Consider the following 9,008-nt stretch of genomic DNA (forward strand, 5'->3'; position numbering starts at 1 on the left):
CTTGTTATGATCGGGCCGCGTGGACGACCTCGTTGCTGAACCGGTGCAATCTCACCGCACCGGCTCGCAATACCAGTCAGACGATCGGGGTGCCCGGCGCCATCGGCACCCGCGGTTGCAACAGCACGCTCTGGCTCTCGTCCGGGGTCTCGGCGCACAGCAACATGCACTCGGATCGCTCACCGCGCATTTTGGTGGGCTTGAGGTTGGTCAGTACCACCACCTCGCTGCCCATCAGCTCCGCTTCGCTGTAGTAAGGCACCAGACTGGTGACAGTCTGCAGCGGCCGCTCGCCACCCACATCGATCTGGACGATGTAGAGTTTGTCTGCCCCGTGGTGACGCACCACCTCCAGCACCTTGCCCACCTTCATCTCGACCCGTTTGAATTCGGCAAACTCGATCGTCTCGCTCATGCTCTTTTCCTTTTCTGGTTCAACGGTTTGCGGGTGGCCAACGGCCACCCGATTTGATTGGAATTCAATGCCGTACCTATGGCGTCTGCATGGCGACCTGTGCCGTCGGCTGAGCCTCTTTGGCACGCGCTTCGGCACTGAGGGAGGCCTCGTATCTGTTGTATTTCCACCAGGCGAAGCCGAGGAAAATCACGATCCCGCCGACGTTGTAGAAGATGATGGTCATGATGTCGGCGCCGGCCGGGAAGGTGGAGGCGAGGAAGCCCACCGAGAAGATGGCGATCAACACCGACACCACGGCGATGCCGGTAGTGCGTGAACCCATCTTGAACTCCCGCGGCAGGTGATCGAGCTTCAGACGCAGATTGAGGTAGGCCAGCATGATGAACAGCGGCGGCAGCATGGAAGCGGCGGCGGTCATGTTGATGACGGTGTTCATCAGATCCTGCGCTGTGTTGGAGCCCAGAGTCGGGATCACCATCAGCGGCAGCACTATGAGGTACTGGATCCAGGCTGCACGGGCAGGCACACCGTTCTCGTTGAGCTCGACCGTCTTCTTGCCGAAGATGCCGGCCGGGATCTCGGAGAAGAAGATCTTCACCGGGGTCGCCGTCCACATCAGCAGGGAGCCGAACATGGCGGTAAAGGAGACCAGACCCACGAAGCGGTTCATCAGGATCTCCGGCAGGCCGAAGTAGGCCGCCAGCCCTTCAAACACCTGCACCGAGCCGCCGGTGTATTTCAGGGTGTCGCTGTGGACGAACACGTTGATCAACAGCGATGCGATGGAGTAGAGCACCCCGATAAAGATCCCGGCGACGATGATCACCTTCACGAATGACTTGGAGCCGCCCTTCACGTCATTGACGTAGACCGCCACCGACTCGGCGCCCCCGGCCGCCATAAAGATCCAGGTAGTGATGCCGAGGAAGGCCCAGCTGAAATCGGGGAGCATGGCCTCTACCGTGATGGGGTCGGCTGGCTGTACGCCGCCCACCAGTGCCGCACCTGCCAGCAGGATGTAGGAGAGGGTCAGCAGCAGCATCAGGGACGAGGTCACCGAGGTGATGGGGCCGAGCATCTTGGCGCCGTTGGTGGAGACGTAGGTAGCAAAGGCGAACAGCACCATGCTCAATGCCGTGGTCGCCACCGGGGTGAGAATGTACTCGTAGCCGAGGAAGGCATAGGAGGCGTAGGCGATGACCCGCGGCAGCAGCGAGGTGAAGAAGAAGAGGTTCACGAACCAGTAGGTGTAGGCGGAGATAAAGGCCCAGCGACCGCCGAGGGAGCTCTTCACCCAGGCATACACCCCCGCTTCGGAGTTTTTGTTCAGTGACACAAATTCCGCAATGATCAGGCAGAACGGAATGAAGTAAAAAATGGTGGCCAGAAAGAACATCGGGGCCGAGGCCAGACCGATCTCGATGTTGTTGTTGATGACGTTGTTGAAGCTGAATACCGCCGCGAAGGTGAGCGACAGCAGACCAAACTTGCCTATCGTATTGCGTTTGGAATCAGACATGGTGCATCTCCAGACCTGTAGTTATCTCAGCGAAATGGCGGGGCATGATTTGTAGGGTGAGCCCCGCCCTTCCGGCTTTTGTCAGTGCAGAACCGGCGGCTTGTTATTTGTTCTTGAAGTAGCCGCCTTCGACGGTGACCTTGATGATCACCTTGCGCACCGGCCCGTCGCCGACGAAACGGTAGGCCTCGTCGTTCTCGAAGATCACCACCTGACCGTTGCCGACTTTCTGGCGCTCGCGCACCTCGCCGGCCAGCCACTCGCGGTCGGTGGTGTCGTCATAGGCCTGCTCGACCCGCAGATCATCCTTGGCAGCCCACTCCACCGTCTCTTCCCCTTCTAGGTAGTAATGAACGTCGAAGTAGCGGCGTTGCCCCTCGAACAGTGAGGTGGCCGGGCTGGCCCCCTCCTGCAAGCGGTAGGTGAGGGAGTCTCCGATGGAGTGGCAGATGCCGGGCTTGAGGTTGGCCAAGTTGTTGATGGCCTCCACACAGCGGCCCCACTTCTTGCCCTCCCGGTAGATGTTTTTGAACAGGGTCAGGTTGTCCAGGGTGATCATGCGAGGTTCCTCCCGCCGTTGATGGTGAGGTCGAGCCCGGCCAGCGCAGCCGGATTGAGGTTGCCACGGGCGATGGGCAGCAAAGTCAGGCCGAAGCTGAACGGCTCGAAGCGCACCCGCCAGGAGTCCAGCACCTCGGAGCCCCAGGAGTTGGAGCCCAGCCCCAGCACCTTGTGATCCAGATTGAGGGTGAGATAACCGCAGGGCTCCAGCTCGTTGATGTGCTGCGCCGCGTGGATATGCTCCCAGCTGTAGGGCCAGACGCTCAGGTTGATGGGGGCATCGGGCCGCACGTAGAGACCGGCGCCGTGACGGTTGGTCAGGGTCGCCCAGCGCACCTGCTGGCGGTTGCCGTTGTCCTGCGGGAAGGGGTAGTGCTCCCACATCTCGCCGACTGTGCTCTGGAAGCTGTCGATCCAGTTGCTCTGGCGGCTGTCCTGATAGTTTTCACCCGGCCCCATGCCGTAGTAGTGCACCCGGTCGAGATCCTGACGAATGCCCAGCTCGAAGCCGATCTTGGGGATGATGTCGTCATAACCGCCGTAGGGCTGGCCGGACAGAGCCACGTGCAGCTGACCGTTCGGGCTCAGGGTGTAGACGTAGCGGCAGCGCATGCCGAAGTCGAACACCGGCGGCGCGATCAGGCTCTCTACCGTCACCTCGACCGCCTCACCCAGCTGACGCCAGCTCAGAGTGCGGAAGTGCTCCTGCATGATCTGCAGGTGGTTCGGGTGCCACAGGCTCTCGTACTCCTGCTTGTGGTTGTCGATCATCGGCTTGAAGAAGGTGAGGCGCGGAGCGCGCTCTATCAGCTCATTGCCATCCTGCTGCCAGCTCACCAGCTTGCCATCGAGGCGCGAGAAACGCAGGGCGAAGCCGCTGCCGCTCAAGGTCAGATCAAGCCGTTCGTCGGCAATCTGCAACGGGGTGGCGTTGGGATTGGCAAAGGGCTGCAGCTGGCGAGTCGATGCCTTCAGTTGGAACTGGTACTGGCCCAGCTCGTGCTCCGCCGCGCTGTAACGGGTGGCGGTGGCCTTGATGACCCGCAGCTGGACGAAGGTTTCCCGCCCATCGAGGGATGGCAGTTCGAGTTGCAACTCGGTGATGGCACCGGGGGCAACCCCTTCCAGCCGGATTTGCTGGCTGGCCAGCAGCTCGCCCTCGGCCTTCACCTCGACCAGCAGGCGGATATCGTCGAGAGTGGAGAACCAGTAGCGGTTTTCCAGCTCAAGCCGGCCGCTCGCCAGATCCAGAGCGCGCACCTTGACCGGGCAGATCACCTGCTTGTATTCGCGCAGGCCAGGCCCCGGGGTTTGATCCGGATAGATGAGGCCATCCATGCAGAAGTTGTAGTTGTTGGGGTAGTCGCCGTAGTCGCCGCCGTACTTGTAGACGGGGCGCCCCTGTTCGTCCTGATCCAGAATGCCGTGATCGCACCACTCCCAGATGTAGTGACCCTGAATGTGGGGATGACGGTCGAACACCTGCTGATATTCGCTGAGGCCACCCGGGCCGTTGCCCATGGCGTGGGCGTATTCGCAGATAATGCGCGGCTTCTCCATCGGGAACTCGCCGAAGCAATTCATCTGGGAGACGCGGGAGTACATGGTACTCACCACATCCACCACCTCGGCATCGCGATCCTCTTCGTAGTGCACCAGTCGGGTCGGGTCGATCGCCTTGCAGCGCCGGTACATGGCCCTGATGTTGCAGCCGTAGCCGGACTCGTTGCCGAGCGACCAGATAATGATGGAGGGGTGGTTCTTCTGAGCATGAACATGGCGCTCGATGCGATCCACGAACACCGGCTCCCAGAAGGGGTCGTCGGTGATGCGGCTGAGATCGCCGACGTTGGCAAAGCCGTGGGTCTCCACGTCGGTCTCCGCCATCACGAACAGACCGTACTGGTCGCACAGCTCGTAGAAGCGCGGGTCGTTCGGGTAGTGGGCGGTACGTACCGAGTTGAGGTTGTGCTGCTTCATCAGCACGATATCGCGTTCAACACGGTCCATGCCGACCGCGCGGCTCTTGAGGTGGTCGTTGTCGTGGCGGTTCACCCCGTGCAGCTTGAGGTAGTGGCCGTTGACGTAGAAGAGGCCATCTTTGACCTTGATTTCACGCACCCCGACCCGCTGCGGGATCACTTCCAGCAGCTCGCCCTGACCGTTGTAGAGGGAGAGTTGCAGCTGATAGAGGTACGGGTCTTCGGCGCTCCACAGATGGGGGGTGGCCAGATCCAGCGTGAAGCGGCAATCACACTTGCCGTCGATGGCGAGATGATCGAGCGAGCCGCTGGCGATCTCGCGGCCCTGATCCAGCAGCGACCAGACCAGACGGTGATCACGGGCGGGCACACCAAGATTCTCCAACTGAATATCGCAGCTCAGGGTGGCGCTTTGATTGTCGTCGGCCAGCGCGGTGCGGATGAAGAAGTCCTGCACATGGGCGACCGGTTTGCCCATCAGATAGACGTCGCGGAAGATCCCCGCCATCCACCACATATCCTGATCTTCGATATAGGTGGAGTCAGCCCACTGCATCACCCGCACTGACAGCAGGTTCTCGCCAATGTTGGCGTAGGCGCTGATATCGAACTCGGCGGTGAGACGGCTCCCCTTGCTGAAGCCGACATAGTGGCCGTTCACATAGACCTCGAAGTAGGTCTCCACCCCGTCAAACTTGATGATCACCTGCTCGCCGTCCCAGGCCGGGCTCAGCGTGAAGCTACGCTGATAGGCGCCGGTGGGGTTGTTGGTCGGCACAAAGGGCACATCGATGGGGAAGGGAAAACCTTCGTCGGTGTACTGCAGCTGACCATGTCCTTCCATATGCCACATGTTGGGCACGGTGATCTGGCCCCACTCGCTCATAGGGCTGTGATAGAAGGCCTCCGGCACCTGCAAGGGGTGGTCGAAGTAGTGAAACTGCCACTGGCCGCCAAGGCTCAGAAAACGGCGGCTCAGCTCGCGCTGCATGGTGGCCGCCAGCGCGTGGTCGGCATAAGAGAAGAAGTAGGCACGCGGGGCCAGCCTGTTTTCACCAACGAATTGGACGTTTTCCCAGTTATTCACATGTCCTCCCGGAACAAGGCAACGTTAACTGGGTAAACTCTAGATAAACATTTACTAAATATCAGCTTTGGATTGGTAAAGTTTTAACCTGATCACAATGAACAGATGGTTTTGTGAGCGAGATCAGAAGCGGGAGATAAAGGAGGGCAAGATATGGATGAGTGGCATAGATGTTGATAGTCGTTGGCTGAACTGCAATAAAATCAACTATAAAACAATACGATATGATGTCACGGGATGATATGGGAAATAAGTTTACTTGGGAGAGGAGTCGCACCACCGCAAGATGGCGCGACTAAAAAGAAGAATGTTTTACTAAAATCAGCGAGTGGTGCCACGCAGGGTCAACTTGCTCGGTACCAGCACCCGAAGGGGAATATCCCGCTCGTCTCGCAGCCGCTCAACCAGCAAATTGACCCCCTGGGAGCCCATCAACTCGGAGTGGATCCGCACCGTAGAGAGCGGCGGGAAGGTGAACTTGGCGGTCGGGATATCGTTGACGCTGATAAGCTCGATCTGCTGGGGAATCGCCAGTCCCTTCTCGTGGATGGCACGCAGCACGCCGATGGCGATGGAGTCGGATGCGACGAACAGCGCCTTGGGCCAGTCGCCGGCCAGCATCTCCTTCGCCAGCTGGTAGCCGGAAGCGCTGGAGAAGTCCCCACGATAGAGATCGCTCTCCTGCACCACCCCCAGCCGCTGACCATAATCGCGGAAGGCCAGTTCGCGCAGATCCGGATTCTCATCCTGGCCCCCGATATAACCGATACGCTGGTGCCCCTGCGCGATGAAGTAATCGACGACCTGTTGGCTGATCAGGGCGAGATCCACATCGACCGAGTCGAACTCTCCCTGTGAACGGCAGTCTACAAACACCAGCTGGCTGGAACAAGCCCTTAGCTGGACGAGACGCTCGGCTGTGAGGGTACCGACCACCAGAATGCCATCCACGGCGCTCAGTTCGCGCCCTTCACCACAGTTGTAGAGGTGGGTCAGTTCGATATTGAGGCGGGCACTCTGGGTCTCGATGCCATAACGGATAGCGAGATAGTAAGGGTCATTGACCTCGGTACTCTGGGGATAGGCATAGACCACCAGAAAGTGCAGCTTGCTCTTGTGTACCCCCTTGCGAGCGCTGCTGGTCTTGTACTCCAGCCGTTCGGCAATCTCGAAGATCCGCTGCTTGGTCTCTTCCTTGACGCTCAGGCTGGGATCCTCGTTCAGTACCCGGGATACCGTGGCGAGAGAAACCCCCGCTTCCTGTGCAATTTCCTTCAACGTAGCCATCAATACCTCGCTGGCAGCATCACGTGTTAATCGGCAACGGCTAAAGAGTAACGGGCAATCCCTTGATAGCCCAGCACTTTTACTAAAATGCCGGCGACAGTGCAGTTTTTTGGAAGACAAAAATGCAAAAAGGCCTCCCGAATGGGAGGCCTCTTCTAAATAGGTGCCTGACAGTGTCCTACTCTCGCATGGCGAATGCCACACTACCATCGGCGCTACCGCGTTTCACTTCTGAGTTCGGCATGGGATCAGGTGGTTCCACGGCGCTATTGCCGTCAGGCAAAAGCTTTTAAAACTAACTTGAAAATGGTGCTGATACCCAGAATCGAACTGGGGACCTCATCCTTACCAAGGATGCGCTCTACCGACTGAGCCATATCAGCACACTAACCGGTAAAGACCACGCTGGGCGTAATCTTGAAATTGAGTGCCTGGCAGTGTCCTACTCTCGCATGGCGAATGCCACACTACCATCGGCGCTACCGCGTTTCACTTCTGAGTTCGGCATGGGATCAGGTGGTTCCACGGCGCTATGGCCGCCAGGCAAATTCTTCAATCTTGGAAAGCTGACGTGAATAACGACTTGGCTAGTTGCTTGTCATTATCACTGAATTTGTAAGTAGTGCGCTTGGTATTTGCTACAAGCCTTAGAACACTTCTTGGGTGTTGTATGGTTAAGCCTCACGGGTAATTAGTACGGGTTAGCTCAATGCATCGCTGCACTTACACACCCCGCCTATCAACGTTGTGGTCTCCAACGGCCCTTTAGGACCCTCAAGGGGTCAGGGATGACTCATCTCAGGGCTCGCTTCCCGCTTAGATGCTTTCAGCGGTTATCGATTCCGAACTTAGCTACCGGGCAGTGCCACTGGCGTGACAACCCGAACACCAGAGGTTCGTTCACTCCGGTCCTCTCGTACTAGGAGCAACTCCCTTCAATCATCCAACGCCCACGGCAGATAGGGACCGAACTGTCTCACGACGTTCTGAACCCAGCTCGCGTACCACTTTAAATGGCGAACAGCCATACCCTTGGGACCGACTTCAGCCCCAGGATGTGATGAGCCGACATCGAGGTGCCAAACACCGCCGTCGATATGAACTCTTGGGCGGTATCAGCCTGTTATCCCCGGAGTACCTTTTATCCGTTGAGCGATGGCCCTTCCATTCAGAACCACCGGATCACTATGACCTACTTTCGTACCTGCTCGACCTGTCCGTCTCGCAGTTAAGCTGGCTTATGCCATTGCACTAACCTCCTGATGTCCGACCAGGATTAGCCAACCTTCGTGCTCCTCCGTTACTCTTTGGGAGGAGACCGCCCCAGTCAAACTACCCACCAGGCACTGTCCGCGAGCCCGATTCAGGGCCCTGCGTTAGAACATCAAACATACAAGGGTGGTATTTCAAGGACGGCTCCAGCGCAACTGGCGTCACGCCTTCAAAGCCTCCCACCTATCCTACACATGTAGGTTCAATGTTCAGTGCCAAGCTGTAGTAAAGGTTCACGGGGTCTTTCCGTCTAGCCGCGGGTACACCGCATCTTCACGGCGAATTCGATTTCACTGAGTCTCGGGTGGAGACAGCATGGCCATGGTTACACCATTCGTGCAGGTCGGAACTTACCCGACAAGGAATTTCGCTACCTTAGGACCGTTATAGTTACGGCCGCCGTTTACCGGGGCTTCGATCAAGAGCTTCGCTTGCGCTAACCCCATCAATTAACCTTCCGGCACCGGGCAGGTGTCACACCCTATACGTCCACTTTCGTGTTTGCAGAGTGCTGTGTTTTTGATAAACAGTCCCAGCCATCTGGTCACTGCGACTCCCAACTGCTCCATCCGCAAGGGACTTCACTGTCAAGAGCGAACCTTCTCCCGAAGTTACGGTTCTATTTTGCCTAGTTCCTTCACCCGAGTTCTCTCAAGCGCCTTGGTATTCTCTACCCGACCACCTGTGTCGGTTTGGGGTACGATGACTTGTAATCTGAAGCTTAGAGGCTTTTCCTGGAAGCAGGGCATCAATGGCTTCCACACCGTAGTGTGTTCGTCTCGTGTCTCAGTGTTGTGTCTCCGGATTTGCCTAGAAACACCACCTACGCACTTTCACCAGGACAACCGTCGCCTGGCCCACCTAGCCTTCTCCGTCCCCCCA

The 9,008-nt window shown here is 58.1% G+C and carries 5 protein-coding genes, 1 tRNA gene and 3 rRNA genes (1 of these 9 running past the window's edge); all 9 read right to left on the reverse strand.

Going from position 1 to position 9,008, the window contains the following annotated elements; genetic code table 11:
* Positions 1 to 76: 76 nt before the first annotated feature.
* The gene (locus tag I6L44_RS15810) at positions 77 to 415 is read right to left on the reverse strand and encodes a tRNA-binding protein (RefSeq protein ID WP_201902795.1); all 339 of its coding nucleotides are present in this window, start codon (positions 413 to 415) and stop codon (positions 77 to 79) included.
* Between the two features lie 76 nt (positions 416 to 491).
* Positions 492 to 1,937 (reverse strand): amino acid permease, encoded by a 1,446-nt coding sequence (locus I6L44_RS15815; protein WP_216952352.1) that lies wholly within the window; start codon positions 1,935 to 1,937, stop codon positions 492 to 494.
* A 103-nt stretch (positions 1,938 to 2,040) separates the two neighbouring features.
* Complete coding sequence (locus I6L44_RS15820) at positions 2,041 to 2,496, reverse strand: beta-galactosidase subunit beta (protein ID WP_216952354.1); 456 nt, start codon at positions 2,494 to 2,496, stop codon at positions 2,041 to 2,043.
* Complete coding sequence (gene ebgA, locus I6L44_RS15825) at positions 2,493 to 5,567, reverse strand: beta-galactosidase subunit alpha (protein WP_216952355.1); 3,075 nt, start codon at positions 5,565 to 5,567, stop codon at positions 2,493 to 2,495. Before ebgA ends, I6L44_RS15820 begins: the two co-directional genes overlap by 4 nt.
* Positions 5,568 to 5,888: 321 nt before the next feature.
* Positions 5,889 to 6,854, reverse strand: coding sequence for a transcriptional regulator EbgR (ebgR, locus tag I6L44_RS15830; RefSeq protein ID WP_005342046.1), 966 nt, complete (start codon positions 6,852 to 6,854; stop codon positions 5,889 to 5,891).
* Between the two features lie 165 nt (positions 6,855 to 7,019).
* Positions 7,020 to 7,134, reverse strand: a 5S ribosomal RNA gene (rrf, locus tag I6L44_RS15835).
* A gap of 27 nt (positions 7,135 to 7,161) precedes the next feature.
* Positions 7,162 to 7,237, reverse strand: a tRNA-Thr gene (locus I6L44_RS15840).
* Positions 7,238 to 7,283: 46 nt separating this feature from the next.
* Positions 7,284 to 7,398, reverse strand: a 5S ribosomal RNA gene (gene rrf / locus I6L44_RS15845).
* Between the two features lie 126 nt (positions 7,399 to 7,524).
* Positions 7,525 to 9,008, reverse strand: a 23S ribosomal RNA gene (locus I6L44_RS15850); it runs 1,406 nt beyond the window's last position.

The sequence above is a fragment of the Aeromonas sp. FDAARGOS 1414 genome, from assembly GCF_019047065.1.
Taxonomy (GTDB): domain Bacteria; phylum Pseudomonadota; class Gammaproteobacteria; order Enterobacterales; family Aeromonadaceae; genus Aeromonas; species Aeromonas veronii_A.

Bases quoted from the DNA above. Each gene is read 5' to 3' on its own strand.
- I6L44_RS15810 (WP_201902795.1), bottom strand. From the start codon at position 415: ATGAGCGAGACGATCGAGTTTGCCGAATTCAAACGGGTCGAGATGAAG.
- I6L44_RS15815 (WP_216952352.1), bottom strand. From the start codon at position 1,937: ATGTCTGATTCCAAACGCAATACGATAGGCAAGTTTGGTCTGCTGTCG.
- I6L44_RS15820 (WP_216952354.1), bottom strand. From the start codon at position 2,496: ATGATCACCCTGGACAACCTGACCCTGTTCAAAAACATCTACCGGGAG.
- ebgR (WP_005342046.1), bottom strand. From the start codon at position 6,854: ATGGCTACGTTGAAGGAAATTGCACAGGAAGCGGGGGTTTCTCTCGCC.